We start from the raw sequence: 26,447 nt of genomic DNA on the forward strand, positions 1-26,447 counted from the left end.
AGCCCCTGGCCGGTGGCGAACCGCCCTGCCGGGGTTTCATTCAAAGGGCCCGCTTGTCCGATGACGCAGACGCTCAACTATCAGGCGATATTCGAAGCCGTCCCCAACCTGCATCTGATCCTCGCGCCTGATCAGGATTTCACCATCCTCGCTGCAAGCGATGCGCAGCTGCGCGCTACCCACACGCGCAGGGAAGAAAGCATCGGCAGACCGGTATTCGACGTGTTCCGCAAGAACCCGGACGACCCGACCGAGTTCGGCACCAGCGTTTTGCGCGACTCGCTCGAGCGCGTCCTGCGCAGCCGCACGCCGGACCGCATGGCGATCACCCGCTACGACATCCCCCGGCCCGCAGCGCAGGGCGGCGGTTTCGAACTGCGCTACTGGCGGCCGCTGAATGTCCCGGTGCTCGATGAGCACGGCGCCGTGCTCTACATCATCCATCAGGTCGAAGACGTGACCGAGGAAGTCCTGCGTCAGGGCAGCGCCAGTCTCAGTCACTTCGAGGAGCGCTTTCGCGCTGCGCTGCTCGGTTCCGGCATCGGTACGTTCACCTGGCTCTTCAGCGATGGCAGCCTCAGCCTGGACAGCGCGCTGGAGCAGCTCTTCCGCCTGCCGCTCGGGCTGAAGGTGACCAGCGTCGATGCTTTCGTCGAGCAGGTCCATCCTGAAGACCGCGCCGATGTACGGTTGGCCTTCGATCACTACGCCAGGGGCGACGACTACACCGCGGAGTTTCGCCTGCTGCGTGCCGACGCGCAGTGCTGGCTGGCCTGCAAGGCCAAGGCCTTTCGCGATGCCAGCGGAGCGCTCGCCTATGTCGCCGGCGCCTGCACCGACATCAGCGCCCGCCGGCATGTCGAAGATGCCCTGCGCGTCAGCGAGAACAGCCTGCGCCAGCTCAACGAGACGCTTGAAGCGCGGGTTGCTACCGAGGTCGCCGAGCGCAGCCGCGCCGAAGAGGCCCTGCGCCAGGCGCAGAAGATGGAAGCCGTCGGCCAGCTCACCGGCGGCATCGCCCACGACTTCAACAACCTGCTGACCGGCATCATCGGTAGCCTCGACCTGATGCAGCGGCGCCATCAGCGCAACGAGCCGCTGGAGCTGGAGCGCTACATCGGCGCCGCCGTGACGTCCGCCCAGCGCGCCGCCGCGTTGACCCAGCGGCTACTGGCCTTCTCCCGGCAGCAGGCGCTCGACCTCAAGCCGGTCGACGTCAACCAGCTGGTGGCCTCGCTGGAAGATCTGCTGCATCGCACCACGGGTGAAAACATCACCATCGAGACGCGCCTCAGCGCCGGGCTGCTGCCCGCCTGCATGGACGTCAACCAGCTGGAAAGCGCGCTGATCAACCTCGTCATCAATGCGCGCGATGCCATGCCCTACGGCGGTCGCATCACCCTGTCGACCGCCAGCTTCACCATGGGCGACACGCCCGATCCGAAGAAGCGCGGCATGAGCGCCGGCGAGTACGTGCTGCTCAGCGTCGCCGACACCGGCACCGGCATGGCGCCGAACGTCATGGCGCGGGCCTTCGAGCCATTCTTCACCACCAAGCCGATCGGCCAGGGCACCGGGCTCGGGCTGTCGATGGTGTATGGCTACATCAAGCAGGCCAAGGGCTATATCCAGATCGAGTCCGAGCCGGACATCGGCACCCGGGTGCACCTCTACCTGCCGGTGCATCAGGGCGAAGTCACCGCCCTCGCCCACGAACCCGAACGCACGCCCACAGGCGCCGGTGAAACCATCCTGGTGGTCGAGGATGAGCCGGTGGTCCGCTCGCTGGTGGTCGAGGTGCTGAACGAGCTGGGCTATGAAACGCTGGAGGCCGGCGAAGCCAGCGAAGCGCTCTGCATCACCGAGAGCGAGCAGCGCATCGACCTGCTGATCTCCGACGTCGGCCTGCCCGGCATGAACGGCCGGCAACTGGCCGATATCGCCCGCCAGCAACGCCCCGGTCTGAAGGTGCTGTTCGCCACCGGCTATGCCGAAAGCTTCGCCGCCAACGATTTTCTTGGCCCGGACATGGCGGTGATCACCAAGCCCTTCGCCATCGACGTCTTCGCCAGCAAGGTCGGCGAGATGCTCGGCAACGGTTGAGGCGTGGCCGGCTACGCGCCCAGGCGTTCGCTGAGAAAGTCGATAAAGCAGGCGATGCGCGAGGCCAGCGCGCTGTTGCGGTAGTACACCGCGTTGATCGGCTGGCGCACGTCGACGCGCCGCGCCGCCAGCACCTCCACCAGCTCGCCGCGCTGGCGATCCTTGTCTGTCATGAAGTCGGACAGACACACCAGCCCCTCGCCGGCCAGTGCCAGTTCACGCGCCGTATCGCCGCTGGAGACACGCAGCGCCGGGGTGATCCGCCAGCTTTCCCCCAGCGCATGGCGCAGCGGCCAGTCGTTGAGCCGGTCCGGCTCGGTAAAGCCGATCAGGCTGTGATCCGCCAGGTCCTCGACCTGCAGCGGCACGCCATGCCGCTGCAGATAGGCCGGGCTCGCCAGCACCCGGCGCATGGTGTGGCACAGCGGCCGCGCATGCAGGCTGGAATCCGGCAGCGGGCCGATGCGGATGGCCAGATCGGTGCGCCGCTCCAGCAGGTCGATGATGCGGTCGTCGCTGTACAGCTCCAGGTCGATCTGCGGGTAGCGCGCGCGAAAGTCGCCGATCAGCGGCGCGATCACATGCAGCATGAACGGTGAAGCGGTGTTGACCCGCAGACGCCCCGCCGGTGTCTGCCGCCGCAGCGCCATCTGCTCCTCGGCCTCCTCCACGCTGGCCAGAATGCGCCGCGCCTGCGCCAGGAACACCTCGCCCTCCTCGGTCAGCTCGAGGCGCCGTGTGGTGCGGCGCAACAGCGTCACCGCCAGCTTGTCCTCCAGCCGACTCAACGCCCGGCTGACGCCCGAAGCGGTCTGTTCCAGCTGCACGGCAGCGGCGCTGATCGAGCCACTGTCGACCACGCTGACAAAGGCGAGCATTTCGTCGAGGTTGGTTTTCATCGGTGAGGTCGCATCGAAGGGGTGGCGGAAAGCAACGAGTCTGGCGGCACCACCGCGCGGCGGCAACCGGACCGGCGCGGGCGCCCGGCGGCGGGCGCGTCGATCAGCCGCCGGCGAAGGGTGCCACCCTCAAACGCCCTTTTCATTCGGCCCCGGCACATTCACCCCGTCCAGCGTGGAACGGCTGTCGCCAGCGCCATCGGTGATCACGCTGAAACTGCCATCGGTCTCCAGCACCACCGCCTCGATGCCATCCAGCGCGGCCAGCCCCTGACTGCGCGCGGCGGCCCGCACCTCATCCTCGGTCACTCGCGCCACGCGCATGGCATCGCCGAGAAAACGCCCGCGATAGAACAGCAGCGCCGGCTCGCCCGTCACCGTCCGCCGTACCCACGCCACCCGCACGCTCGACCAGGTGACGGCGTACTGCAGCCCGATCAACAGCGCAAACGCCAGCACCCCCTCGGCCAGCGACACATCGCGATTGAGCAGAATCGTCGCGAACGTCGAACCCAGCGCCACCGTCACCACCAGATCGAACGCATTCATCTTCGACAACGTCCGCCGCCCGGACAGGCGCAACAAGAGCACCAGGCTGATATAGGCCAGCACGCCCACCACCAGCGTGCGTATCAGCGTCGTTCCGCTACTGAAAAACATGCCTTCCACGATCACCTCCATAACTGAGCCACGCAGGGGTGGACAGGGTAGGTGGGCGGAAAGTGCATACGGCGCGAATGACCGCGCGTCAGGCGACAGTGTGAAAACGGGGGATTAATTCATCGTCTGCTTTACCCATACGGAAGCAGTGGCTAATGTGCCATCACGCGCAGCAATTGCGCACTCGATCAAGGTTCCGCTGCGACGCTACGGTCTGCACCGGTCCGCTACCAAGGAAGGTACAAATGGCGCGCCGTATCCCTGTTCGCTCGCAATGCCAGTTCGATACACCTGGCGAGCGGCGCTTTGCGCTAAAAGTCCTCTCGGTAGCCCGCGCCTTCGCCTCCGAACTGCTCTCCGGCCAGGACGCCGGCGAAGACGGCCTTCCATCATCGTCTTCGCTTGCGCCGGCCACCGCGATGTATAGGCCAAAAATTCCGTTGTAAGACCTGGAAAATCATTCTAAAAAATATTGTATTTATGTGAGGGATATATAGTGGACGCTGAAAAAGTCTTCTGCAGTACTGATGGAAAAAATGGTGAATTATCCCACAAGCTGCGCACCGTTGCCGATCTCATAAGGCACATTAAAACTAAAGAAAAAGACAGTCCGGCTAACTATAGTATTTTTTTGGGTGCAGGCGCTTCGGTAACATCGGGTATTCGAACTGCCAGTCAGCTTATCGATGAGTGGGCCATGGAGCTGTATGCGCGTTTCAACGATAGAAAAGCAGAAAGCCCTACTGCAGCAAAACAATATTTTGAAAACAATCATTCCAGTTGGTACAGCCCCGATAACCCTTACTCATCTCTTTTCGAAATAAAATTCGATCTTCCTATTCAAAGGAGGCGTTTCGTAGAGCAGGAAGTGGATAACAAATTTCCCTCTATTGGATATGCATACCTTACTTCCTTGGTAGATAAAAATTATTTTAATACCATTTTCACCACTAACTTTGATGATTTAATTAACGAAGCTTTTTATCTTTTCTCTAACACAAGGCCTATCTTATGCGCGCATGACTCTTCGATTCACTCCATTAGCATCACATCTAAGCGGCCTAAGATCGTAAAGCTGCATGGAGACTATCTATTCGATGACATCAAAAGCACCTTGAGAGAAACAGAGTCGCTAGAGCAAAATACAAAAGAGAAATTTGTGGAGTTTTGCAAGGAGTACGGCCTGATCGTTGTCGGTTACTCAGGAAGTGATCGGTCCATTATGGACGTTCTAGAGCTTTTGGCGAGGCAGGAAAACTATCTCAAGAACGGTGTCTATTGGTGCTTGCGGCGGTCTGATAATGTTTGTCATTCGTTAAGAAATCTAATTTGGAAAGACAAAGTCTACCCGGTGCTAATCGACGGTTTTGATGAGCTGTTCGCTGAGATTCACGCCCAGACCAACTGCGGAGAACTTAAGTTAAACTCGAGCAAAAGACAATCTAAACTGCATCAGACGATACAAAACATTACTAGCGATCAACACAATCTTATTAAGAATCCCATCATTGCCCACGAAATTAGCTTGATTAAAAACGAGGACGACTCCAAAGATATTTCAGAGTTTGTTAAGCAAATGGTTTCTGCTAACGAGTCGTCGGCGCTCAAAATGACCGATGTCAGAAATCTAATGGAAATCGACTCGCTTATAAAGAGCTGTGAATTTCAAAAAGCCGAAGAAATTTGCAGTATGTATTTCGACGCGTGTGCTAGAAACGAGGGGAAGAAAGTCTATATCGAGAAGTATATAGATATTTATCAGCGGTTGGGCCAAGAGAGCAAGGTAAGCTTTTGGTGCGATAAGCTGATAGATATGGACCCTAACAATATTGAATATCATCTTAAAAAAGCAAGGTCTATCGGTCATATCGCAGAAAGAATAGAATATCTTAAGGAGATACTAGAGAGATTCCCTTATAGCATCTCGTTGCTCAATTCAATCTCATCCAATAGTATTCGCTTGATGCGGCAGGACGGAAGCATCGGTACGAAAGAATTTTTGAAGGATGCCCTGGCTCATTCCGAGAAAAGTTTATCAATAGATCCCAGTCTGGATAACGGTGCATGGCGTATAAAAATGGAAGGTCTTTCTGTAAGATTTTTCCAATGCCTTGACGATAACGAAAAAAAGGATTTGCATAATCAAATCACGGAACATGTAAAGTTCGCAAGGTCTAGGCACCCGGAACATAGACAAGCATTGGAGCTAGCCGAGGATCAGCTAAAGATTGCATGTAAGCCGGCTGACTTGAAAGGGCTCATTGGGTTTTTGCTAGATTTGGCGGATAAAAGTTCTATAGCTAATAGGCGTAAAGTAAAATCCATAATAGCCCGATGTTTTGAACATGTTTATGAAATTGATGAGGATGCTAAGTTAAGGGCAGACCTAAAGGAATTTATTGAGCGCAAGCTTGAATCGGATGATAAAAGCTACTCCATATCCAAATGCAAGATAAAATACTGGCTCACTTATGGTGGGAACAAAGCGGCAGCAATGGAAGAGATTGAAGAGATACTTAAGCATCAAAGCATAGGGTCTCACATAGCCGACTTGTTGAAGCTCCCCATGGATTTCAGTATTGACCTGTTAGACAGGATGCAGGAAAAGTTAGAATTTGACCGGCACAGTCTTTACAAAAGTTATTATTATGAAACTTTAAGTGAAATATGCGCGTTCAAAGGAGACTATGATGCTTCTGCGCAGCACATTGAAAGTGCACTTAAGGAGGGGTTGGCTCTAAAGACTTACCTGTCAACTAAGACTTACTTACTGCTTCTTTCTAAAAACTACCATTCAATTCTAAGCCTAGCTTCACGGTATGAGTCGAAGCTGAGCGAATTTGATGCTGAAACTATTGTTATTAATGTGCAGTGTGCTGCGCAGAAGGTCTCAAGCAAACAATATAATGAGTTAGTTTTGCGTAATTTGATTGCTCAGAGTAAATCGGAAAGCGTAATAATATGCGCGCATGCCTTATTGGGGCATGAGGTCGATGTTAAGCGTTTAATTGCTAAAACCTTAGACAAAGACCCAGGACTTATATATCAATATAAGCGGTGGCCGGTTCTTAGCGCGGAATACTTACCAGGTGAGTCAAAGGACGAGAGTGTGGCTTAGCTGAGCGTAGCGCGTGGAAAAGGCTTCGCCGTTTTCCACCCTACCAATGCGCGGTGTCGGCAGAGGAGGCGGAGTGGCGTAGGGTGGACAACGCTGCGCTTGTCCACCAATGCGAATCGACGGGCATGGCAGGTGGTTGGCGAAACGCTCGCGGGCTAGGGGCGTCCAACCGGGATGCCGCGCCCGCGCGGTCGTATTTGCGAACGACGTTCGCCCACCTCGCCACAAAGCAGACCTACCCATGTTGTTCAGCCGTTTCGAAAACCTGATCGATGTCTTCAAACCCAGCCCCGACGTTGCGCCGCCGGCCGGAATGCTGCGCTTCTATGCGCATTACCTGAAGCAGGTGTGGCCGTTGATGACGGCCGTGCTGGTGGTCGGCTTCTTTGCGGCGCTGATCGAGGTGGCGCTGTTCAGCTTTCTTGGCCAGCTGATCGATATGGCCCAGGCGACCGATGACGCGCGGTCCTTCTTCGCCGAGCACCGCAACGAGCTGCTGTGGATGGCGGCGGTGGCGCTGGTCATCCGGCCCCTGGTGTTCGGCCTGCATAACCTGCTGACGCATCAGGCGATCAATCCGGGGCTGACCAATCTGATCCGCTGGCAGAACCATCGGTACGTGCTCAAGCAAAGCCTGAACTTCTTCCAGAACGACTTCGCCGGGCGCATCGCCCAGCGCGTGATGCAGACGGGGCCGTCGCTGCGTGATTCGGCCATGCAGGTGATCGACGCGCTGTGGCATGTGGTGGTCTATGCCGGCAGCGCGCTGTATCTGTTCGCCGCTGCGGACCTGCGTTTGATCGTGCCGTTGCTGCTGTGGATCGTCGGCTACAGCGCTGCGCTCTGGTACTTCGTGCCGCGTATTCGCGCGCGTTCGGCGGCGGCGTCCGCGGCGCGCTCGAAGGTGATGGGGCGCGTGGTGGATGGCTACAGCAACGTCGCCACGCTCAAGCTGTTCGCCCATTCGCGGGAGGAGGAGAGCTACGCCCGCGAGGCGATGCAGGAGCTGCTCGGCAAGTTCCGCCTGCAGTCGCGGGTGATCACGAGCCTGGATTTCCTCATCACCTGCATGAACGGCCTGTTGATCGTCGGCACCGGCGCGCTGGCGCTGTGGCTGTGGAGCGAGGCGCTGATCACCACAGGCGCCATCGCCCTGGCGCTGGGCCTGGTGATCCGCATCAACAACATGGCCGAGTGGATCATGTGGGTGGTCAACGGCATCTTCGAGAACGTCGGCACCGTGCAGGACGGCATGAAGAGCATCGTCCGGCCGCGCGATGTGCTCGACCCCGAGGACGCCAAGCCGCTCAAGGTGGAGCAGGGCGGCGTGCGCTTCGAGGATGTGCATTTCCATTACGGCAAAAGCGGCGGGGTGATCAGCGGGCTCAGCATCGACATCCGCCCGGGCGAGAAGATCGGCCTGGTCGGGCCGTCGGGTGCGGGCAAGTCGACGCTGGTCAACCTGCTGCTGCGCCTTTATGACCTGGAAAGCGGGCGCATCCTGATCGATGGGCAGAACGTCGCCGAGGTCAGCCAGGAGAGCCTGCGCGCCAACATCGGCGTGGTCACCCAGGACACCTCGCTGCTGCACCGTTCGATCCGCGACAACCTGCGCTACGGCAAGCCCGACGCCACAGAGGAAGAACTCTGGGCCGCGGCACGCAAGGCCCGCGCGGACGAGTTCATCAAGACCTTGGACGACAGTCAGGGCGGCTTGGCCTTTGAGGCCATGGTTGGTGAGCGCGGCGTGAAACTCTCCGGCGGGCAACGGCAGCGTATCGCCATCGCCCGGGTGCTGCTCAAGGACGCACCGATCCTGGTGCTCGACGAAGCCACCTCGGCGCTGGATTCGGAGGTCGAGGCGGCGATTCAGGAGAGCCTGGATACCCTGATGGAAGGCAAGACGGTGATCGCCATCGCCCACCGGCTGTCGACCATCGCGCGTATGGATCGGCTGGTAGTGATCGATGGCGGCCAGGTGATCGAGACCGGCACCCACGCCGAGCTGATCGCCCGCGGCGGTCTCTATGCGCGGCTGTGGCAGCACCAGACGGGTGGGTTCGTCGGGGTGGATTGATTCGAACGGGCAAGCTAGGGGTTTTTCGTCCACTCTGCTTGTCGGCCTGTTGGAACGCGCGGCGCGGCAGCGCTGAGCTATCCCGCCGTGTTCTCAATAACCAGGGGCGGGTTGGGCAAGCCTGAATCCAGTCGAGTGCAGAGGTGCATATGAACATTTTCCTGACATCCTCCTTTGCCGAGGTCGTGGACTTGTTTGTCAGATTCACCGGAGGCGAGTGCCGCGGCAGGACGGTTACGCTGATTCCTACGGCGAGCCTTGCCGAGGAGGTCAATTCCTACCTTGTTGCGGCCAGGGAGGCGCTTGTCGAAGCCGGTCTGGTGATCGATGAACTCGAGGTTTCAGCTGCAACTCAGGACGAGATCGTCAGCAAGCTCGAACGTGGCGATTACATCTATGTGTCAGGCGGCAACACCTTCTTTCTGCTGCAGGAGCTGAAGCGCACAGGCGCGGACAGGTTGATCGCGGAACAGGTCAGGGCCGGGAAGTGCTATATCGGCGAATCCGCCGGCTCCGCGATACTCCCCCCGAGCATTGACTATATTCGGGCGCTGGACGACGTCACTGCCGCGCCTGAGCTGGAGTCCTACACCGCACTGGGGCTGGTCGATTTCTACCCGCTGCCGCATTACCGAAATGCGCCGTTCGACGAGGCCGTCGAACAGGTGCTGAAGGAGTATGGGCAGGCATTGGCGCTTCGCCCATTCAGCAATAACCAGGCGATCGTCGTGTCGGGCGGTCACGCTGAAATCCAAACGAGCGGCGAACGAGGCTAACGCCAGCTTCAAGGCCTGCCTGCTCTGCCAAGCCTCTATCAGTTACCAAATGCCCTTGCCGCCGCTACCTCTGGAGCAGTGGCATGGCGCGGGCTTGCAAGGCCCTGAGCAACGAGCACGGCGCATTCCGGTTCGTCGTCGCGCCACCTGAACCCTCATACACTGCGCCCACTCGTACCTCTAGCGCAGTCATTCACCTGAGAGGGAGCCCGCCATGAGCGATAGACAAGCCAGCGTCCGCCACGATGCCGCGCAGCAGCGCTATGAGCTGCTGGTCGACGGCCAGTCACTCGGCGCCGCCGAGTACAGCGAGCAGGGCGAGCGGATGGTCTTTACCCATACCGAGGTCGACCCCAGCCTGTCCGGGCAGGGGCTTGGCAGTGTGCTGGCCAAGGCCGCGCTGGAGGATGCACGGCGGCGCGACAAGCGCGTGGTGCCGCAGTGCGAGTTCATCGCCAGCTACATCGAGCGACACGGGGAATGGCAGGACCTGGTCGATCCGGCCTGAGGGTTCGCAGTCACTCGCAGAAACAGCATCACGCTGGCCTTTGGCTCATCGACGGTGACGCCCGTGGGTGCGGAGTGAGGGCGTCAGCCACGGTGTTGGCCTGGTGCATCGGAGGAGAAGCGCATGGATGGTCGAGAGTTTGTCTGGGCGCATTTCAAGCTCAATGCCGAGCAGCGCCTACGTGGCTTCAACTTCTTCGTGGTGCTGGCGATCTTCGCCGATGGCGGTGTGCTGGCGGCGCTGCAGCGCGGCTTCTCGCCCGGGCTGCTGATTCTGCTCGGTGCCTTTACCGTCTTGCTGGCGCAGGTGTTCTGGCTGGTGGATGCACGCAGCCGGCAGCTGCTGGAACTGACCATCACGGCGCTGAAGGAGATGGAAGCCGAGCATCCCGAGAGTTACCGGCTGTTCGCCGCCGATGCGCTGGGGCAGAGCCGGGTGATCAGCTACACCTTCGCCATTCGCGCGCTGTTGCTGGCGCAGATGGGCTTTGGCCTTGGCGTGTTCGCTTACGGGCTCTACCAGTGGTGAGTACTGCGAGCGTGTCATCCGTCGCTGGCTGCGCTGCGCAGCCGAACGCTGGCGGCGGGCGCCCGGTCGGTATTGGTAACCACCGGGAGATCTGACGATGTCGACTTCGAGCAATCTGTTATGGGCCGCCCTGGCGATCGGGGCGGTGACGGGCATGCGCAGCATGCTGGCGCCGACGCTGGTCAGCCGGGCGTTGAGCGAGCGCGATGATCTCGCCGGGGCGGGGGAGGCCGCGCAACTGCTGACGTCGGACACCGCGCAGACCTTTCTGCCAACGCTCGCGGCCAGCGAGATGATCGGCGACAAGATGCCCTTCGCACCGGATCGCACCATCGTGCCGTCGATGATGTTTCGTGCGCTGTCCGGCGGCGTCAGCGCGGCGGCGTTGGCGGGTGTCCGTCGCGAGCCGGTGCTAGTGCCGGCGTTGCTCGGTGCGACGGCGGCGCTGGTCGCATCCAGGGTCGGGCTGAGCCTGCGCAAGCCCTATCAGCCCCGGCCGCTGGTCAATGCGGCGCTGGGTGCGGTGGAGGAATGTCTGGCGTTGGTGATTGGCCGAGCCGGGCTGCGGCGGGCGTTGGGCGCGGAGCGGCGCGGGCGCTAGGAAGCCGTGAACTCCTCGCGTTTCGTGGTGCGGTGATGTAGACGCGTGGAAAAGGCGTTGCCGTTTTCTACCCTACGCGGGTTGCCCTCGGGACCCGTCAGTCCTGGCTGATCTCGGTCTTGTGCGGATTGCTCTGCAGCAAGCGCGCGTGGGCTTCTGGGTAGCGGTAGGCGAAGGTGGCGTGTTGCGCGGCCACTTCGGCCCGCAGTGCTTCGCGCTCGTGGGCGGGCAGCTTGGCCAGGTACTTTTGAGTGATGGCGTATTTGGCGGCCATCAGCTCGTCATGGGCTTCGCGCACCTCCACTTCGTACGCCTTGGCGCGACGCTCGCGCAGGGCCGCTTGGTCGGTGTGCATGTTGCCGCCTTCATGCAGGACGAAGGCGCTCTTCGAGTCGCCTTCCGTCTGCTCCATGGCCGGCTGTGCAGCCCAGACACTCGAAGCGGCAAGGCAGAGCATCAGGCAGGACGAGACGGTTCTCAGCGTAGGCATGGCGTGGCCCTCTGCATGCTTGGCAGCGCTCAGGCCGCCTGAAGCGCCAGAATACGCCAGGTGCATCTCGCACTCAGCAGTCCGGCCCTGCGCCAATCGTCGCAGCAGGCTATGGGCCTGATGGATTGCGCGTCGTCAGGGTGTGGCTGCCCGGCCGGGACATGACATAAAACGGGCCGCGTGATGCGGCCCGTGGTACTGCGCAGCAGCGGTCAGCTCGGCCGCTGGATCACGCAAATGCGGTCGCGGCAGAGGCCGGCGTCACGGGTGCCGACGCCGGGTGCCACTTCCGGCGTGTCCGGGCTGCTGCCGTGGCCGGTCGCGCCAGCACCGGTGGGTGCCGTGGTGGCGGTGGTGTCCGGGTAGTCGGTGCCGGCGCGCTTGGCCGCGCCGCCGATGTCATAGCGACCAGTGTCGGCCGAGCTGCGGTCGTTGTAATCGGTCGGGTCGGCGCCGGGCGCGGTTGTATTGCCGATGTGGGCACCGTCGCCGGTGTGCGCGCCACTCAGAGGTCGGTCGCTGCCAGCGGTTGCCGTGCCGGTTGCGCTGAAGTGCTTGTCGAGGTGGCTGTCGCCACCGGTGGCGCCGGCATAGGGGCTGGTCGGGCCGGCATAGCCTTCGACTGCGCCGCTGCCGCCGCGCTCGTTGATGTCGATGGCACCGTTGTATTCCAGGGCATCGCGCGCCTTGGCCAGCTGATCTTCATCGTCGACATCCACGGCGATCACCAGGGCACCGCGGCGTACGGCATCTGGATAGGCGGTGGCGTAGTGGCGGTGCGTTTCGTGCGGTTCATGGCCGAACAGCGATTTGAAGAAATGCGTGATCTTGGATTCGTGATGCGTACGATCCACCGGGACGTCGGGAGTGGTGGTGTAGGGCGCATCGTAGGCATGGATATCGGCGCTCTCGGCGCCAATGGCGTGAATCTGTTCCCGCGCTATGCCCCGCGACATCAGATCGCCGCGGGTGCGGTTGGCGTCGGTCAGCGTTGCGAACGCTGCTACCAGTGTATGTCTCATGATCCACCTCACGTTGTGTTGAACAACCGGGATGTGAGCGCTGGGCGTGTCGCGATGATGGCGGCCGAGTGCTGGCGAGGCCGCGCCGCTCATAGACATTGGGTCGGAGCGCACCGGCATAGTTCAGCGTGGAGGATCAGTGGTCGGAGGAGGGCCGTGCAGTCTCTGCGCGGCGATGAGAGAGGTTGAAGCAGGACCCCTCGGCAGACGGGGACGGGCAGCCTGCCTACGCAAGATAGCGGGCGGTGGAAAGGCTTCGCGCCTTCCACCGCCCGATCCGGTTGCGCTTCAGTCGAGGTCGGCAGCGCTGTGGCGCTCGGGTGCCTGTTCGGATTCATCGCCCCAAGTGCGATTGACCTTGCGTCCGCGGATCACGGCTGGGCGCTCGGCGACCTCCGCGGCCCAGCGCTGGACGTGCTTGTAGTCCTGCACGGAAAGGAATTCGCCAGCGTCGTACAGCTCGCCCCGCGCGAGCACGCCGTACCAGGGCCAGATCGCCATGTCGGCGATGCTGTAGTCGTCACCGGCCACGTAGCGGTTCTCCGCCAACTGGCGGTCGAGCACGTCGAGCTGGCGCTTGACCTCCATGGCGTAGCGGTTGATCGGGTACTCGTACTTCTCCGGTGCGTAGGCGTAGAAGTGCCCGAAGCCGCCACCGAGGAAGGGCGCCGACCCCATCTGCCAGAACAGCCAGTTCAGCGTCTCGGTACGCGCACGGATTTCCGTGGGCAGGAAGGCGCCGAACTTCTCCGCCAGGTAGACCAGGATCGAACCGGACTCGAACACCCGTAGCGGTTTGCCTGCGACGCTGTGATCGGCCAGCGCGGGGATCTTCGAGTTGGGATTGATCTCGACGAAGCCGCTGCCGAACTGATCGCCCTCACCGATGTTGATCAGCCAGGCATCGTACTCGGCGCCGCTGTGGCCGGCGGCGAGCAGCTCTTCGAGCATGATCGAGACCTTCACGCCATTGGGCGTGGCCAACGAGTAGAGCTGCAACGGATGCTTGCCCACCGGCAGCACCTTCTCCTCCCGCGTACCAGCGGTGGGGGCATTGATGCTGGCGAACTTGCCGCCCGAGGGCGCGTCGTGGGTCTAGATCTTCGGCGGGACGTAAGGGGTATCAGACATGAACAATCTCCTCGGTGGCTCTGGGGATGTGCAGGGCATGCTACGCGCTCGCACGATGCGGTCGAAATCAAGCCGGTCGATATTGGTCATCGATGGGCGATGGTTTGTTCTGCGAGGGGTTTTTTGAGATGAACTAGAAATTTTTTTCCCGATCGGTAAAAAATCCAGTGCACCGGCCAGCAGTGGAGAGTATTTTCCCTATTGGGAAAAAAGCGGAAGTGAGCTGTTGCCGAAGGACAAATTGTACGGAACGGGAAAATGGGTGGACCTACCGCATTTATATCAATGGCCGAGCTGGGCAAGATGATCCAGCGCACCCGCAAGGGGCAGGGGCTGCGTCTGGTGGACGCTGCCGGCCTATGTGGCGTGAGCGTGCGCTTTCTGAGCGAGCTGGAAAATGGCCGCGAGAGCTGTTCGTTCGGACGGGTGCTGAACGTGTGTCATACGCTTGGCATCGAGCTGTTGGCGGCTAGACGTGACGGGAGCGACCTGTGAGCGGACTGCTCGGCGTCTACCGGGGTGATTGCCGTATCGGTGAGCTTTGGCTGGGTGACGATGGCCGCAGCATGGGTTTTCGTTATAGCGAAGCAGCGCGGTTTGCAATCTCCAATAGCTTGCCGCTTGCAACCGGTATGTTTGCGCCAACGCTCGGCACGGCACACAACTGGTTTGCCAATCTGCTTCCCGAAGAAGCTTCGCGGCAGTTGCTGGTGAACCGGCTTGGGATCGCCGATGACGACTTTTCGCTGTTGGCCGCCATCGGTGGTGATTGTGCCGGTGCGTTGCGCATTGTTGACCCGGAGCGGGCCGATGCGTTGATCGAATCTGGCCAGGAGCCGGTCGACCCCAATCAGCTGGCGCGCTGGGCGCAGGGTAAGGAGCGCTACGCCTTGTTCCAGCCGGGCAAGGCGACACGGCTTTCGCTTGCCGGCGCCCAGGACAAGATTCCCGTAATCCTCGAAGGCGGCCAGCTCTACCTCCCGCGCGGCGCCGCCGCTTCTTCGCATCTGATCAAGTTCTCGCTAAAGCCGGCGTTGGTTTTCAACGAACTCTATATGAACCGCCTGGCTCGGATCGCTGGGCTTGTGGTACCCGACTCGCACGCAGGTCAGGCAGGAAAGGCTCACTATCTTGCCGTGGCTCGTTACGATCGTGAGCGAGGGGATAACCGGATCGAGCGTGTGCACCAGGAGGACATGTGCCAGGCGCTTGGCTATCCGCGGCGGCTCAAGTACCAGGAAGAGGGCGGCCCGACGCTGGCTGCCTGCGCAGACCTGTTGCGCGCGGTGACGGCCACGCCTGCGCTGCAGGTGCGCCAGCTGCTGCGCTGGCAGATATTCAATGTGCTGGCCGGCAACAGCGATGGCCACGCCAAGAACATTTCGCTGTTACAAGACGCCAAGGGGCGCTGGTCATTGGCGCCGGCCTATGACCTGGTATGTACGATGGTGCTGCCCTACAGCCCCAGTCTTGGTTTCGCGGTCGGCGGTAACTTCCATCCGCAGCAGCTGCGCAGAGCCGATTGGGAAGAGCTGGCGCGCCACATGGGCCTCGCGCCGCCGTTCGTACTGCGGGAGCTGCGGCAAATGCTGGATCTGCTCGAGCCAGCTGCCAATAGCGCCGAGTTGCAAGCTGAACTGCAGACGGTTGGCATGGATGAGGCGGGTTGGGCGAAGGTGCAGCATGTGCGCAAATACGTCGTTCAGCAGTGCCGCCGCTACCGCAAGCTGTAGCGGCCCGGGTCCTCCTTCGTGAATGCCTACAGCCCACGCTAGCGCCTCGCTGTGTGAGATTGCTGCGAGCGTGACAACCATAGTCAGTAATCGATCAGTGGTACTGACAACAAGCGGTGCCGACGGTCCGGCATGCAGCGGTCGCGCTAGACTCCTTCCTACTGTCCCATCCACTCGGGGCCTAACCCGGATACAGGACGGCACGATGCCCCTCAGCAAACGCGATCAGACCCGTATGGAACGGCAACTCTCCAGCTGCCTGACCCAGGCCTGCGAAGCGGGCAAGGCGGAAATCGTCGGCTTCAGCTGGCTCACCCATGAGGTCGATTACGCGCGCTTCCCCGAGAGCCTGCAGGTCACCTGGGTATTCGCCACGGAGGCGCAGAGGGCTCTGGCGATTGGTACAGGGCAGGGCGCACGGATGCAGGCGCTGACCCGAGCAGCGCTCGCTGAGGCGGGTATCGACATGGATGCCCTGATCGCACCGGTGCGCTTCGACAGCGAGGAAGCCTGCAAGCGCGACGATGGCGGTGACTGGCAACGCCGCCTGGCCCGCAACGCCACGACACGGCACTGACCGTGGGCAAGGACGTCGAGAATCCGTGCATTTCCGTCTGCAAGCTCACGGACGAGGTGTGTACCAGCTGTGGTCGCACCAAGGACGAGATCCGCAAATGGAAACGCATGAAGCGCCCGGACAAGAAGGCCGTCGTGGAGCGCGCGGCGCAGCGGTTGAAGGCGCTGAAAAAGAAGAAAAAGAAAGGCTGAGCCGAGCGATGGGGCGCCTCTGCTGTCGATGGCGGTGCGATCGTCCACCGCGCATCTGCATCGCAGGCGCTGATCCCGCGTCGTGCGCCTCAGGTGCAGAGGTGACGCAATCAATCCACCACGAACAGCTTTGCCCCCAATTGGGTAGATGAACGATGCGGCTCGGCGCCGTCGGCGACCTGGTAGCTCATGCCCGGCGTAAGGATGAAGCGGCGCCCATCAGGAAGCTCGGTGTGCAGTTCGCCTTCCAGGCACAGCAGGATATGGCCCTTGCTGCACCAGTGGTCGGCCAGATAACCCGGGGTGTACTCGACCGTGCGCACGCGGATGGGGCCGAACTGGCGGGTGCGCCAGTAAGCGCTGCCGGTTTCGCCGGGGTGTACGCTGGGTTCGATGGTGGCCCAGTCAGTAGTGCCGAAGGGGAGGTCGTTGATGCCCATGTCTGATGCCTGTAGGCAATGAGTGAGTGGTCTTGCAGAAACGCAGTGGTGATAGATGCGGCGCCGTGGTGGCTTGAAGCCACCGGATAGGCCATTCCTGAGGCAACGAACGCCCGGTACACGAATGAAAAAGCCGCTGCCCTCTCACGGGAGCAGCGGCTTTTCGGTTACGGCACTAAAGCCTCAACCGCGGGCGCCGTGCACGCCAGCGCTGATCTCGCGGCACAGGCCAAGCACGCCGTCTACCGCAGCCTCCGGGCTCTTGGCCCCGGCGATCTGGTCGATCAACGCCGAGCCGACCACCACACCCTCGGTGATCCGGGCGATGGCCGCGGCCTGTTCCGGTGTGCGGATGCCGAAGCCTACGCATACCGGCAGATCGGTGTGGCGTTTCAGGCGCGCCACCGCTTCCTCGACGTGTTCCAGGGTCGCCGAACCGGCGCCGGTCACGCCGGCCACCGAGACGTAGTAGACGAAGCCGGAGCTGCCGTTGAGCACGACCGGCAGGCGCTGGTCGTCGGTGGTCGGGGTGGTCAGGCGGATGAAGTCGATGCCGGCGCTCTGGGCCGGGTCGCAGAGTTCGTCGTTATGCTCCGGCGGCAGGTCGACGACGATCAGGCCGTCGACACCGGCTTCTTTCGCATCGCTGACGAAGCGCTCGACGCCATAGGCGAAGATCGGGTTGTAGTAGCCCATCAGTACCAGCGGGGTGCTGCTGTTGGTTTCGCGGAATTCACGGACCATCTGCAGCGTCTTCGGCAGGTTCTGCTTCGCCGCCAGGGCGCGGATGTTGGCCAGCTGGATCGCCGGGCCGTCGGCCATCGGGTCGGTGAACGGCATGCCCAGCTCGATGACGTCGGCGCCGGCATCCGGCAGGCCCTTGAGGATGGCGAGCGAGGTGGCGTAGTCCGGGTCACCGGCGGTCACGAAGGTCACCAGCGCGGCGCGGTTTTCCTGCTTCAGCTGTGCGAAGCGCGACTGCAGACGGGAGTTCACCGAGCTCATATATGTTCTTCCTGTTCGTCGTAGTGGTGCATGACGGTTTGCATGTCCTTGTCGCCGCGGCCGGAGAGGTTGACCACCATCAGGTGGTCCCTGGGCAGCTTCGCCGCGCGCTTGAAGGCTTCGGCCAGGGCGTGGGCGGATTCCAGCGCGGGGATGATGCCTTCCAGGCGGCAGCACAGGTGGAAAGCTTTCAACGCTTCGTCGTCGGTGCATGGCACGTATTCGACGCGCTTGATCTCGTGCAACCAGGCGTGCTCAGGGCCGACGCCTGGGTAGTCGAGGCCGGCGGAAATCGAATGCGCATCGGTGATCTGGCCGTCGGCGTCCTGCAGCAGGAAGGTGCGGTTGCCGTGCAACACACCCGGTGCGCCACCGGCCATGCTCGCGGCGTGTTTGCCGGTGTCGATGCCGTGGCCGGCCGCTTCGACGCCGACGATCTGCACGGACTCGTCATCGAGGAACGGGTGGAACAGGCCGATGGCGTTGGAGCCGCCGCCGATGCAGGCGACCAGCGAGTCGGGCAGGCGGCCTTCCTTCTGCATGATCTGCTCGCGTACTTCGTTGCCGATCACCGACTGGAAGTCGCGCACCATCGCCGGGTAGGGGTGCGGGCCGGCGGCGGTGCCAATCAGGTAGAAGGTGTTGTGGACGTTGGTCACCCAGTCGCGCAGGGCTTCGTTCATCGCGTCCTTCAGCGTGCCGGTGCCGGCGGTGACCGGGATCACCTCGGCGCCCAGGAGCTTCATGCGGAAGACGTTGGCCTGCTGGCGCTCGATGTCGGTGGTGCCCATGTAGACCACGCACTGCATGCCGAAACGCGCGGCCACGGTGGCGGTGGCCACGCCGTGCATGCCGGCGCCGGTCTCGGCGATGATGCGCTGCTTGCCCATGCGCTTGGCCAGCAGGATCTGGCCGATGCAGTTGTTGATCTTGTGCGCGCCGGTGTGGTTCAGGTCTTCGCGCTTGAGGTAGATCTTCGCGCCGCCGAACTGCTCGGTCAGGCGCTCGGCGAAGTACAGCGGGCTGGCGCGGCCAATGTAGTCACGCTGGAAATAGGCCAGCTCCTCGAGGAAGGCCGGATCGCTCTTGGCCTTCTCGTACTCGGCGGCCAGCTGGTTGATCAGCGGCATCAGGGTTTCGGCGACGAACTGGCCGCCGAAGCGGCCGAACAGGCCGCGGTCGTCGGGACCGCTGCGGTATGACGTCATGTGAGGCTCCTGTAACGGTTGCCGGGCCTGTGCTCGGGTACTTGTCCTGAACGCGTTTCGGCGCATTCGCGGTCAAGACCGCTACCACAGGCGACGGATGATGCGATGGATTCAGGGTACGGCTATGGGCGCCTGGTTAAAAGCGATAAGATCGCCACGACCTGTCAGGAAAACTCACGCTTATGGCTCAGGACCTCCCCCCTCTCAATGCCCTGCGTGCCTTCGAATCGGCCGCCCGCCTGGGTAGTGTCAGCGAAGCGGCGCGCGAGCTGCATGTCACCCACGGGGCCGTCAGTCGGCAGGTCAAGCAGCTCGAGGAGCAGCTGGGCATAGGCCTTTTCATCAAGGAAGGTCGTGGCGTAAAACTCACCGATGCCGGGGTGCGCCTGCGCGATGCCGCCAGCGAGGCTTTCGAGCGTCTGCGCAGCACCTGTGCCGAGCTGAAGCGGCAGACCGCTGAAGCGCCGTTCGTCCTCGGTTGCCCCGGCAGCCTGCTGGCGCGCTGGTTCATCCCGCGGCTGGATCGGCTCAATCGCGACCTGCCCGAGCTGCGTCTGCAGCTGTCTGCCAGCGAGGGCGAGCTGGATCCACGCAAACCGGGGCTGGATGCCACGCTGTGGTACGCCGAGCCGCCGTGGCCAGCGGACATGCAGGTGTTCGAGTTGGCCGTCGAGCGCATCGGCCCGGTACTCAGCCCCTACCATCCGCGCTGTGCCGAACTGCGCAGCGCACCGCCCGCGGCACTGCTCGACGAAGCGCTGTTGCATACCGCCTCGCGCCCGCAGGCCTGGCCGAGCTGGGCTCGCCGGCAGCAGCTGGACCCCACGCAGCTGCGCCTCGGGCAGAGCTTCGAGCACCTGTACTTCCTCCTGGAGGCGGCACTGGCCGGGCTGGGTGTGGCTATCGCGCCGCAGCAGCTGGTCGCCGACGATCTGAAATCGGGGCGGCTGCTCGCGCCCTGGGGTTTCGTCGAAACCAGCGCCCGGCTGGCGCTCTGGGTGCCGGCACGGCGGCTGGATCGGCGTGCCGAACGCCTGGCGGCGTGGCTGCGGAACGAGCTGCGCAGTGCGGAGAAGCCCGGATAAAGAGCCAGGCGGAAAGCATCGGCGTGGCCTGATTCACGATCTAGAGTGCTCCCGCGGCAAGGATGCAGCAGAAGGGATGACCCGCTGACATCGCCCATGGCAAGGGTACCGGGGATTGCGCTGGTCGCTCCATTCCACGCCCCGACGCCACCGTCCCCGGAGCAGGCAAGCGACGAGCGGGCGCGCCGTTTGTCTGGCGCCACTAAATCGACAGCATTCTTGTCGATACATTCACATCACCCCAGAGCGGTCCGGCGTGTTGGCGCGGGGACTGTCTGCAGTCGTTCGAGGAGAACAGTGATGGTCAACAAGAAGCGTGTCGCGCTGATCGTGTTCGTTTTGCTTGCTACCGGAGCGGAGCAGGTCGTTGCCAAGCCCAACCCGGCGGTCGAAGCCTCCCTGAAGACCGGGCGGCCCTTCGTAGCAGGCCAGCTGCTGGTGCAATTCAAGCCAGGTGCATCGGAAGCGGCGAAAAATGCGGCGTTGAGCAGGCAGGGCGCCAAGGCCATGCAGAAGTTGCTGGCCAAGGCTGCACGCAAGGACGCCAAGGGCGACCTGGTGCAGGCGCAGCTGGGCAAGGGCAAGAAGCTTGATGCCGCACTACTGGCGCGGCTTGCCGCCGATCCGGCGGTGGAGTTCGTCGAGCCGAATTGGATCTATCGTTCTCAAGTAGCCAACCCGAGGGACCCGGGTATCAATCTGCTCTGGGGCATGCAGGGCGCCACTACTTCACCCACTTCGGCTTATGGCAGCGGTGCTCTCGCTGCCTGGAATGCGGGCATGCTGTGCTCGAACAAGATACATGTGGGCATCGTCGATGAAGGCGTGATGTTCACCCACGGCGATCTGCGCCAATATGTGGATCAATCCGGGTGAAGGCACGCGGGCTGACCGCAAGGACAACGATCGTAACGGTTTGATCGACGATATCCGTGGCTGGGACTTCGCGGCCAACAACGCTAGCGTCTACGACGGGCCGGCGGATGATCACGGCACGCACGTTGCTGGAACCGTCGCAGCGGTCGCGAATAACGGCGCAGGTGTCTTTGGCGTCTGCCCGAGCGCCAAGCTGATCACTGCCAAGTTTCTTGGTGTTAAAGGTGGTACCACAGCGGGTGCGGTGAAGGCGATCAACTATCTGACGCAACTGAAGCGGATGAAGAAGATCAACCTTGTCGCGACCAATAACTCCTGGGGTGGCGGAGGCTATTCGCAGGCGCTGTACGATGCCATTCGGGCTGCCGGCAACGCCAATATCCTGTTCGTTGCGGCTGCGGGTAACAGCGGGATAAACCTGGATAAGACCCCGAGCTATCCGGCGAGCTACAAACTGCCCAACGTGATTGCAGTTGCGGCAATCGCCCCAAATGGAAAGCGAGCAAGTTTTTCGAATTACGGTGTGAAAAGCGTGCATATCGCTGCGCCCGGCGTAAATATCGTTTCTACGGTGCCCTCCAAATCGAATGGCTCCAGCTATGCCTACATGAGCGGCACGTCCATGGCCGCGCCGCATGTTGCAGGCGCCGCAGCCTTGTACGCCTCGCTCAACCCATGCGCGACGGCGGCGCAGATCCGCGAGGCTCTGCTACGGCTGGCGGTACGCGACCCACAGCTGACCGGTGTGGTGCAGCTGAACCGCCGTTTGAATGTCTCGAAGATCCGCCGCGAGCTGGCCTGCGGCACCTGATATCACTGCGCGGCCTCCGGCGTCCGGTTGGCTGCGCTACTCATTCGCAGCGCCGGTGGCCGCCTGAACTCGGTCGTCGCCATCGAGTCCTACGCCGCACGGCAGCGGAGCGATCAATGATCGCAGCGGTTTTCTCCGATGCCTTCTTCTGCCTCGAAAGGACTTAGCGAATGAATGCTTGCGCTTCTGCTGCGATGCTCGCGGCCGGCCTGCTGTTGACGGCGGCTGCCCATGCTCAACCGATCGAACTGGATGGCATCGAGCTGTCACGGGATGTGCCCTGCCTTGGCAAGGACGTGAACATCTCCGGTAATGCCAACAAGATCAGCCTCACCGGGGACTGTGGCGTGGTGCAGGTCTACGGGACAGACCATGAGATCAGCCTGGAGAAGGCGTCTGCGCTGGAAGTGTCCGGCATCGGAAACAGCGTAACGGCGGAGTCCGTCGACCGTCTGACCGTGGACACCAACAAGAACCAGATCCGCTCCACCATCCTTGGCCGAGGTCAGACGGCAATCGTTGAGGTATTAGGCGCTGATCACGAGCTGGAACTGGTGTTCGACGGCCCGGCGCAGGTCACTGTGGCTGGCATCGACAACCGCTTGCAGTGGAGCGGGGATGAGCCGGCGATGTCCTTGTCTGGCGCTGGTCATCAGATCGACCGGCAATAGGGCGGCCTTCGCCGTCCGGGCACCCGGGGCTCAGCTGGCCAGGGCGGTCTGCGAAGCGACCTCTGCGGCGGCGACTTTTTCCTCGGCGTAACCGCGCGGGTTGCGGCTCTGCCAGCGCCAGGCATCGGCGAGCATGGTGGTCAGGTCTTTCTCGGCACGCCAGCCGAGTTCCAGTTCTGCCTTGGTAGGGTCCGACCAGCATTGGGCGATGTCGCCACTGCGGCGCGGCTTGATCACGTGGGGCAGGGAGCGCCCGGTGACTTCCTCGAAGGCGGTGATCATCTCGCGTACCGAATGGCCCTTGCCGGTGCCGAGGTTCCACGTGGAAACACCATGAATCAGCTGCAGTCGCTCCAGCGCTTTGAAGTGACCCTTGGCCAGATCGACAACGTGAATGTAGTCGCGCACGCCGGTGCCGTCCGGGGTCGGGTAGTCGTTGCCATAGACGTTCAGCTGCTTTCTACGGCCCACTGCCACCTGCAGCATGTAGGGCAGCAGGTTGTTCGGTACGCCGTTGGGGTCTTCGCCGATCAGCCCTGACTCGTGGGCGCCGATGGGGTTGAAGTAGCGCAGCAAGCCGATCGACCAGCGCGGATCGGAAGCGGCCAGACCCTTGAGCACATTTTCGGCCATCAGCTTCGACTGGCCGTAGGGATTGGTCGGCACGCCAGTAGGGCGGTCCTCGGTGATCGGCATCACCGGCGATTCACCGTAGACCGTCGCTGAGGAGCTGAACACCAGTCTGAACACGCCGGCTTCGGCCATCGCCTGGCACAGCGCGATGCTGCCGCCGACGTTGGTTTCGTAGTAGCGCAGCGGCTCGCGCACGCTTTCGCCAACCGCCTTGAGGCCAGCGAAGTGCATCACCGCGTTGATCGGGTAAGCGGCGAACAGTGCCTTGAGCAGCGAGTGATTGCGCACGTCGCCTCTGACGAACTGCAGCGGTCGCCCGGCGAGCTGCTCGACGCGGTCCAGAGCGGCCTGCGAACTGTTGCACAGATTGTCCAGCACCAGCACTTCATGCCCGGTCTGCAGCAGTTCGAGCACCGCGTGTGAGCCGATGTAGCCGGCTCCTCCTGTTACCAGAATCATCTGTCTACCTCCGCATTCGCTGTCTTTTCGACACGCTCGGGACACTGCGGCTGGCCATTGAGTGGCGCTGCATGAGTGTCCGCAATCTGGGATCGGCGAAACGGAACGGGACGGCGATGACGAAGCTGCGCGCGTGGTTTCCGGTGCCGGTGTTAAGGCGTCCTGTTGATACGGACGGGGCAAGCTTCTGGCGAGTTCCATCCAGCCGCCGGACGGCCGACGGGCTGCGCTATCGGATGATTGGCGGGAACCCGAACCGCCGATTGCCGTCCACTACCGGCGGACGACGCGGGTTGCAGGCCATCTGACGGCTCGTAGTCGTGGCGCGATGACACGCCTTACGCAGGGCAGCGCTGGCATCGACGTGGCATGGTGAGTGGGCAGGAACGCCCGGGCACGGCTACCGAAATGAGGTGCTACATGAGTTGGGCCGGCCCGTTCCAGTACGACATCGGTAAATCCCGCAACGCGCAGCAGGCGCCGGCCGAAGTGGTCTTCGACGACCAGATCCCGACGCTGCTGTGCCTCTCGCATCTGCGCTGGAGCTTCGTCTACCAGCGCCCGCAGCACCTGATGTCGCGCTTCGCCCGCGACTACAACGTGCTCTTCCACGAAGAACCCATTCCCACAGAAGACGCCGAACCCTGGCTGGAAGTGCGACCCGAAGAGAACGGCGTGCAGGTGCTGATCCCGCGGCTGCCCGCCGGTTGCGAGGGGGAGGATGCAACCCGCGTGCAGCGCCAGTTGCTCGATGGCTACCTGGAGAAGCTCGGCGTCAGCGAGCTGATGCTCTGGTACTACACACCGATGAGCCTGGCGTTCTCCGATCATCTGGCACCGAACCTGATCGTCTACGACTGCATGGACGAACTCTCGGCCTTTCGCGGTGCACCACCGCAGCTGATCGAGCGCGAAGTGGAGTTGATGTGTCGCGCCAATCTGGTCTTTACCGGCGGCTACAGCCTCTACGAGGCCAAGCGCCAGCGCCACGACAATGCGCATCCGTTCCCCAGCAGCGTGGATGTCGAGCACTTCGCCGCCGCGCGCCGGCCGCAGCATGACCCGGACGACCAGGCGGAAATCCCCCATCCGCGCCTGGGCTTCTACGGCGTGATCGACGAGCGTCTCGATCTCGAGCTGATCGAGCAGGTGGCGCGGATGAAGCCGGAATGGCAGATCGTGCTGATCGGCCCGGTGGTCAAGATCGACCCAGCCGAGCTGCCGCGCCGCGACAACATCCACTACCTCGGCGGCAAGACCTACGACGAGCTGCCGCAATACCTGTCGGGCTGGGACGTGGCGATCATGCCGTTCGCGCTAAACGAGTCGACCCGCTTCATCAGCCCGACCAAGACCCCCGAATACCTCGCCGGCGGTTGCCCGGTGGTGTCCACGCCGATCACCGACGTGGTGTGTACATACGGTGACACCGGCATCGTGCGTATCGCCGACAGTGCCGAGGCGTTCGTCGCCGCCACCGAAGCTGCGCTGGCCGATGCCGAAGACCGCGATGCGCTGTTGGCCAAGGCCGATAAGATCCTCGGCGATATGTCCTGGGATCACACCTGGGCACTGATGAAGGAGAAGATGCAATGCGCGATATGAGCCCGCAGGACAGCAACCCGGAACGTCTCGGCGCAGGCTCCGGCTCTGGCGACCAGCCGCAGGCGCGCAGGCGCGGCTTCGACTATCTGATCGTTGGCGCCGGTTTCGCCGGCAGCGTGCTCGCCGAACGGCTGGCCAGGGGCTTGAACAAGCGCGTGCTGGTGGTCGACCGGCGCCCGCACATCGCCGGCAACGCTTACGACTATCACGACGAATCCGGCGTGCTGATCCATCGCTACGGCCCGCACATCTTCCACACCAACGCCCAGCGCATCGTCGATTACCTCTCGCAGTTCACCGAGTGGCGCCCCTACGAGCATCGCGTGCTGGCCCAAGTGGACGGGCAGGAAGTACCGATCCCGATCAACATGACCACGCTGAACAGGCTCTACGGTCTGAACATGACCACCGAAGAGGAAGCTGCGGATTTCCTCGCCAGCCGTGCCGAGCCGGTGGAGAACATCCAGACCAGCGAAGACGTGGTGATCAACGGCATTGGCCGCGAGCTGTACCAGAAGTTTTTCCGCGGCTACACCCGCAAGCAGTGGGGGCTGGACCCCTCGCAGCTGGACAAGTCGGTCACTTCGCGCATCCCGACGCGCACCAACACCGACGACCGCTATTTCACCGACAGCTTCCAGCAGATGCCAAAGCACGGCTACACCAGGATGTTCGAGAAGATGCTGGCGCATCCGAACATCAAGGTCATGCTCAACACCGACTACCGCGAGATCCGCGACGAGGTGCAGTACGACCACCTGATCTTCTGCGGCCCGATCGACGAGTACTTCGACTACCGTTTCGGCAAGCTGCCGTACCGCTCGCTGAAATTCGAGCACAAGCAGCTCGAGCAGGCGCAGTTCCAGGCGGTCGGTACGGTCAACTACCCGAGCGAGGATGTGCCCTACACGCGCATCAGCGAGTACAAGCACCTCACCGGGCATGTGCACCCGAAGACCAGCATCACCTACGAGTACCCCTCGGCCGAGGGCGACCCCTACTACCCGATCCCGCGGCCGGAGAACGCCGAGCTGTACAAGCGCTATCAGCAGCTGGCGGACCAGACGCCCGGCGTGACCTTCGTCGGCCGCCTCGGCACTTACAAGTACTACAACATGGATCAGGTAGTCGGGCAGGCGCTGGCGCTGTACAAGCGCATCGAGGAAGCCGAGCTGGCAACGCAGCCGCAAGCGGTGCCCGAGCAACTAGGCTGAAGCGCAGCGGCGGCTATGCCTGAGGC

26 protein-coding genes and 1 pseudogene are annotated in these 26,447 nt (G+C 62.2%); 18 read left to right on the forward strand and 9 right to left on the reverse strand.

Annotated elements, in window-relative coordinates; genetic code table 11:
* Positions 1 to 60: 60 nt before the first annotated feature.
* On the forward strand, positions 61 to 2,103 hold the full coding sequence (locus CW305_RS19440; protein WP_104098681.1) for an ATP-binding protein: 2,043 nt from the start codon (positions 61 to 63) through the stop codon (positions 2,101 to 2,103).
* Positions 2,104 to 2,114: 11 nt separating this feature from the next.
* On the opposite strand, the gene CW305_RS19445 is transcribed toward CW305_RS19440, so the two are convergent.
* Complete coding sequence (locus CW305_RS19445) at positions 2,115 to 3,002, reverse strand: LysR substrate-binding domain-containing protein (protein WP_104098682.1); 888 nt, start codon at positions 3,000 to 3,002, stop codon at positions 2,115 to 2,117.
* A gap of 129 nt (positions 3,003 to 3,131) precedes the next feature.
* Positions 3,132 to 3,671, reverse strand: a complete 540-nt coding sequence (locus CW305_RS19450) for a DUF421 domain-containing protein (protein ID WP_104099113.1) — start codon at positions 3,669 to 3,671, stop codon at positions 3,132 to 3,134.
* A gap of 236 nt (positions 3,672 to 3,907) precedes the next feature.
* Here CW305_RS19450 and CW305_RS19455 point away from each other — a divergent pair, with 236 nt between their 5' ends.
* The 7 genes from CW305_RS19455 to CW305_RS19485 all read left to right on the forward strand — a co-directional run bounded on the left by CW305_RS19455 (position 3,908) and on the right by CW305_RS19485 (position 11,270).
* Positions 3,908 to 4,108 (forward strand): hypothetical protein, encoded by a 201-nt coding sequence (locus tag CW305_RS19455; protein WP_104098683.1) that lies wholly within the window; start codon positions 3,908 to 3,910, stop codon positions 4,106 to 4,108.
* 50 nt (positions 4,109 to 4,158) lie between these two features.
* On the forward strand, positions 4,159 to 6,780 hold the full coding sequence (locus CW305_RS19460) for an SIR2 family protein (protein ID WP_146067171.1): 2,622 nt from the start codon (positions 4,159 to 4,161) through the stop codon (positions 6,778 to 6,780).
* A 241-nt stretch (positions 6,781 to 7,021) separates the two neighbouring features.
* Positions 7,022 to 8,857 carry an ABC transporter ATP-binding protein gene (locus CW305_RS19465; protein ID WP_104098685.1) on the forward strand — a complete coding sequence of 612 codons (1,836 nt, stop codon included), beginning with the start codon at positions 7,022 to 7,024 and terminating at the stop codon, positions 8,855 to 8,857.
* Positions 8,858 to 9,006: 149 nt separating this feature from the next.
* The gene (locus CW305_RS19470; protein ID WP_104098686.1) at positions 9,007 to 9,633 is read left to right on the forward strand and encodes a Type 1 glutamine amidotransferase-like domain-containing protein; all 627 of its coding nucleotides are present in this window, start codon (positions 9,007 to 9,009) and stop codon (positions 9,631 to 9,633) included.
* 214 nt (positions 9,634 to 9,847) lie between these two features.
* The gene (locus CW305_RS19475; RefSeq protein ID WP_104098687.1) at positions 9,848 to 10,141 is read left to right on the forward strand and encodes a GNAT family N-acetyltransferase; all 294 of its coding nucleotides are present in this window, start codon (positions 9,848 to 9,850) and stop codon (positions 10,139 to 10,141) included.
* A gap of 123 nt (positions 10,142 to 10,264) precedes the next feature.
* Positions 10,265 to 10,669, forward strand: coding sequence for a hypothetical protein (locus tag CW305_RS19480; protein ID WP_104098688.1), 405 nt, complete (start codon positions 10,265 to 10,267; stop codon positions 10,667 to 10,669).
* A gap of 97 nt (positions 10,670 to 10,766) precedes the next feature.
* Entirely contained in the window at positions 10,767 to 11,270 is a 504-nt protein-coding gene (locus CW305_RS19485) for a DUF4126 family protein (RefSeq protein ID WP_104098689.1), read from the forward strand.
* A 97-nt stretch (positions 11,271 to 11,367) separates the two neighbouring features.
* Here the strand turns inward: CW305_RS19485 and CW305_RS19490 are convergent, their stop codons facing one another.
* The 3 genes and pseudogenes from CW305_RS19490 to yghU form a co-directional block, all read right to left on the reverse strand.
* Positions 11,368 to 11,760 carry a hypothetical protein gene (locus CW305_RS19490; RefSeq protein WP_041754624.1) on the reverse strand — a complete coding sequence of 131 codons (393 nt, stop codon included), beginning with the start codon at positions 11,758 to 11,760 and terminating at the stop codon, positions 11,368 to 11,370.
* Positions 11,761 to 11,972: 212 nt separating this feature from the next.
* Positions 11,973 to 12,782, reverse strand: coding sequence for a hypothetical protein (locus CW305_RS19495; protein WP_104098690.1), 810 nt, complete (start codon positions 12,780 to 12,782; stop codon positions 11,973 to 11,975).
* 288 nt (positions 12,783 to 13,070) lie between these two features.
* A pseudogene (gene yghU, locus CW305_RS19500) lies at positions 13,071 to 13,913 on the reverse strand (glutathione-dependent disulfide-bond oxidoreductase).
* Positions 13,914 to 14,171: 258 nt separating this feature from the next.
* On the opposite strand from yghU, the gene CW305_RS19505 reads away from it, so the two are divergent.
* The 4 genes from CW305_RS19505 to CW305_RS19520 all read left to right on the forward strand — a co-directional run bounded on the left by CW305_RS19505 (position 14,172) and on the right by CW305_RS19520 (position 16,414).
* Positions 14,172 to 14,408: a helix-turn-helix domain-containing protein gene (locus tag CW305_RS19505; RefSeq protein WP_226930269.1), complete on the forward strand. Its 237-nt coding sequence runs from the start codon at positions 14,172 to 14,174 to the stop codon at positions 14,406 to 14,408.
* Positions 14,405 to 15,646: a type II toxin-antitoxin system HipA family toxin gene (locus CW305_RS19510; RefSeq protein WP_104098691.1), complete on the forward strand. Its 1,242-nt coding sequence runs from the start codon at positions 14,405 to 14,407 to the stop codon at positions 15,644 to 15,646. The genes CW305_RS19505 and CW305_RS19510 overlap by 4 nt, the downstream gene beginning before the upstream one ends.
* 205 nt (positions 15,647 to 15,851) lie before the next feature.
* Positions 15,852 to 16,223, forward strand: coding sequence for a hypothetical protein (locus CW305_RS19515; RefSeq protein WP_104098692.1), 372 nt, complete (start codon positions 15,852 to 15,854; stop codon positions 16,221 to 16,223).
* Positions 16,224 to 16,225: 2 nt separating this feature from the next.
* On the forward strand, positions 16,226 to 16,414 hold the full coding sequence (locus tag CW305_RS19520; RefSeq protein WP_046617369.1) for a DUF1289 domain-containing protein: 189 nt from the start codon (positions 16,226 to 16,228) through the stop codon (positions 16,412 to 16,414).
* Between the two features lie 110 nt (positions 16,415 to 16,524).
* On the opposite strand, the gene CW305_RS19525 is transcribed toward CW305_RS19520, so the two are convergent.
* The 3 genes from CW305_RS19525 to trpB form a co-directional block, all read right to left on the reverse strand.
* Positions 16,525 to 16,854: a DHCW motif cupin fold protein gene (locus CW305_RS19525; protein WP_104098693.1), complete on the reverse strand. Its 330-nt coding sequence runs from the start codon at positions 16,852 to 16,854 to the stop codon at positions 16,525 to 16,527.
* A 183-nt stretch (positions 16,855 to 17,037) separates the two neighbouring features.
* Positions 17,038 to 17,859 (reverse strand): tryptophan synthase subunit alpha, encoded by an 822-nt coding sequence (trpA, locus tag CW305_RS19530; protein WP_104098694.1) that lies wholly within the window; start codon positions 17,857 to 17,859, stop codon positions 17,038 to 17,040.
* A complete protein-coding gene (gene trpB, locus CW305_RS19535; protein ID WP_104098695.1) occupies positions 17,856 to 19,067 on the reverse strand; it encodes a tryptophan synthase subunit beta in 1,212 nt (403 codons plus the stop codon). The genes trpA and trpB overlap by 4 nt, the downstream gene beginning before the upstream one ends.
* Before the next feature lie 182 nt (positions 19,068 to 19,249).
* Between trpB and CW305_RS19540 the strand changes: the two genes are divergently transcribed.
* The 4 genes from CW305_RS19540 to CW305_RS19550 all read left to right on the forward strand — a co-directional run bounded on the left by CW305_RS19540 (position 19,250) and on the right by CW305_RS19550 (position 22,510).
* Positions 19,250 to 20,152 carry a LysR family transcriptional regulator gene (locus CW305_RS19540; protein ID WP_104098696.1) on the forward strand — a complete coding sequence of 301 codons (903 nt, stop codon included), beginning with the start codon at positions 19,250 to 19,252 and terminating at the stop codon, positions 20,150 to 20,152.
* Positions 20,153 to 20,452: 300 nt separating this feature from the next.
* Positions 20,453 to 21,028 (forward strand): S8 family serine peptidase, encoded by a 576-nt coding sequence (locus tag CW305_RS23810; protein WP_245891010.1) that lies wholly within the window; start codon positions 20,453 to 20,455, stop codon positions 21,026 to 21,028.
* Entirely contained in the window at positions 21,009 to 21,839 is an 831-nt protein-coding gene (locus CW305_RS23815; RefSeq protein WP_245891011.1) for a S8 family peptidase, read from the forward strand. Before CW305_RS23810 ends, CW305_RS23815 begins: the two co-directional genes overlap by 20 nt.
* Before the next feature lie 170 nt (positions 21,840 to 22,009).
* A complete protein-coding gene (locus tag CW305_RS19550) occupies positions 22,010 to 22,510 on the forward strand; it encodes a DUF3060 domain-containing protein (protein WP_104098697.1) in 501 nt (166 codons plus the stop codon).
* A 30-nt stretch (positions 22,511 to 22,540) separates the two neighbouring features.
* Here CW305_RS19550 and galE read toward each other — a convergent pair whose 3' ends face one another.
* The gene (gene galE, locus CW305_RS19555) at positions 22,541 to 23,602 is read right to left on the reverse strand and encodes a UDP-glucose 4-epimerase GalE (RefSeq protein ID WP_104098698.1); all 1,062 of its coding nucleotides are present in this window, start codon (positions 23,600 to 23,602) and stop codon (positions 22,541 to 22,543) included.
* 420 nt (positions 23,603 to 24,022) lie between these two features.
* On the opposite strand from galE, the gene CW305_RS19560 reads away from it, so the two are divergent.
* Positions 24,023 to 25,207 carry a glycosyltransferase family 1 protein gene (locus CW305_RS19560; RefSeq protein WP_104098699.1) on the forward strand — a complete coding sequence of 395 codons (1,185 nt, stop codon included), beginning with the start codon at positions 24,023 to 24,025 and terminating at the stop codon, positions 25,205 to 25,207.
* Positions 25,195 to 26,421 carry a UDP-galactopyranose mutase gene (gene glf / locus CW305_RS19565; RefSeq protein ID WP_104098700.1) on the forward strand — a complete coding sequence of 409 codons (1,227 nt, stop codon included), beginning with the start codon at positions 25,195 to 25,197 and terminating at the stop codon, positions 26,419 to 26,421. The genes CW305_RS19560 and glf overlap by 13 nt, the downstream gene beginning before the upstream one ends.
* The last annotated feature ends 26 nt before the right edge of the window (positions 26,422 to 26,447 follow it).

The organism is Stutzerimonas kunmingensis, from assembly GCF_002929225.1.
Classification (GTDB): Bacteria; Pseudomonadota; Gammaproteobacteria; order Pseudomonadales; family Pseudomonadaceae; genus Stutzerimonas.